This window comes from Acinetobacter sp. UBA3025, assembly GCF_002367915.1.
In the GTDB taxonomy this organism is placed as follows: domain Bacteria; phylum Pseudomonadota; class Gammaproteobacteria; order Pseudomonadales; family Moraxellaceae; genus Acinetobacter.
Map to the genome: position 1 here is coordinate 4,502 of NZ_DFDO01000319.1, position 1,919 is coordinate 6,420.

The 1,919-nt window shown below is 41.8% G+C and carries 2 protein-coding genes; one reads left to right on the forward strand and one right to left on the reverse strand.

Going from position 1 to position 1,919, the window contains the following annotated elements; translation table 11 throughout:
- Positions 1 to 966 (reverse strand): diaminobutyrate--2-oxoglutarate transaminase family protein (locus B4J23_RS13470; RefSeq protein ID WP_291361311.1); only part of this gene is annotated, 966 nt, incomplete at its 3' end.
- 484 nt (positions 967 to 1,450) lie between these two features.
- Here B4J23_RS13470 and B4J23_RS13475 point away from each other — a divergent pair.
- Positions 1,451 to 1,919: SIMPL domain-containing protein (locus B4J23_RS13475; RefSeq protein ID WP_291361313.1), on the forward strand; the 469-nt coding region annotated here is incomplete at its 3' end.

Here is a 1,919-nt window from a genome sequence, read left to right on the forward strand (position 1 = left end):
CTGGTTACCACGGAAAGTACCGGTATGGCCAGCAGGTTGCCATGCATCGAACTTACGTTTAATACCCAGTACTGCAAGTGGCAAGCTACCGCCAACGGCTTTAGACATTACAACCACATCAGGTTCGATACCAGCATGTTCGAATGCGAACATTTTGCCTGAACGCGCAAAGCCTGCTTGAACTTCGTCAAGAATCAACACAATGTTGTGTTTTTCAGTCACTTCACGGATTTTCTGCAACCATTTTACAGGTGCTGTTACCACCCCACCTTCACCTTGAATCGCTTCAAGAATCACAGCTGCTGGCTTGGTTACACCGCTTTCGACATCTTCAATGAAGTTTTCGAAATAATAAGTCAAAGCATCAACGCCCGCTTCACCGCCTAGACCCAATGGGCAACGGTATTCATGCGGATATGGCATGAATTGAACGCTTGGCATTAAACCATTCACCGAGTTCTTCGCAGACAGGTTACCTGTCATTGCAAGAGAACCGTGAGTCATACCGTGATAGCCACCAGAGAAGCTGATCACTGAACTACGGCCAGTAAAGGTTTTAGCAAGTTTAATCGCTGCTTCAGTCGCATCTGCACCAGATGGACCACAGAACTGCAGGCAATATTCTTCTTTACCACCTGGCAGGTAAGCAAGAAGTGCCTCAGTAAAAGCATCTTTTAAAGGAGTGGTGAGATCCAGCGTATGCAGTGGAAGACCGCTTGCAAGTGTGTCCTGGATACTTTGAATGACCGCAGGGTGATTATGGCCTAATGCCAATGTCCCTGCCCCAGCTAAACAATCAAGGTACTCCGTACCTTCAACATCGGTAACCCAGCAACCTTGTGCTTTCGCTATCGCTAACGGTAATTTACGTGGATAACTACGCACATTCGATTCCATCTGACTTTGGCGAGTCAAGTAGTATTCGTTTGTGGAATTGGTGGCAGGATTTACAGAAGAAACGCTCATATCGAATTACCATCTCTGATATGGGTTGAAAGAAATAAGTCTGGTGACTTGCGGTCGTTTGACTCGGTGCTTTATACAATCTAGTTAGACAATTTTCTATTCTGTAACTAGGAGAGGCGGATGATACAGTTTTTTTCAGGAAAATAAACAACTTTTAGTATCAATTTGCCTCGGCTGTTATTGAAAAAAATATATCAAAAAATGTTGCTGTCTAAATTATCAACTTTATGCATGGCAATGACAAGGAACCTTAAACATTTTATGCAATTTTGTTGTCATGAATACAACAGTGTAATTATCAAACAATTATCTCAATAAGCATATAATTTTAATCACATTTATTTCCGATACATCTACAATAAATAAAATATATTTTTAACAATCCAACGACAATAATTTCGGAATATCAACACATTTCCACCTTAGTATTTTATGATCAGCACAAGGCCAAAGGCCAACAATTCCACTAAAACAGGACAACAAAATGCGTCTTTCTTCTTTTTCAGCGCTTGCTTTGCTCGGCGCATTATCTTCTGCCGCTTTCGCAGCTCCTGAAGAAACCTTGAATTATAATGTGGTGAATATCTCAGCAGAAGCCAGCCGCGATATTTCCAATAACTTGATGAACGCCAATTTATTTGTTGAAAAATCTAATAAACAGCCGGCTGAGCTGGCAGCACAAATCAATCAGTTGATGACGCAGGCCATTAATACTGCTAAAAAATATCCTACGGTAAAAATTGAAACTGGTTCACAGCATACCTATCCAGTCTATGACAACGACAACCGTAAGCTAAGAGAATGGCGTGCTCGTGCGCAGGTACGAATTGAATCAACTGACTTTAAAGCCGCCTCGCAACTGATTGCTGAGCTACAACAGAACTTCCAGACTGAATCAATTAACTTCACAGTATCTGAAGCAAAACGTAAGAAAGTCGAAAACGAACTGCTGC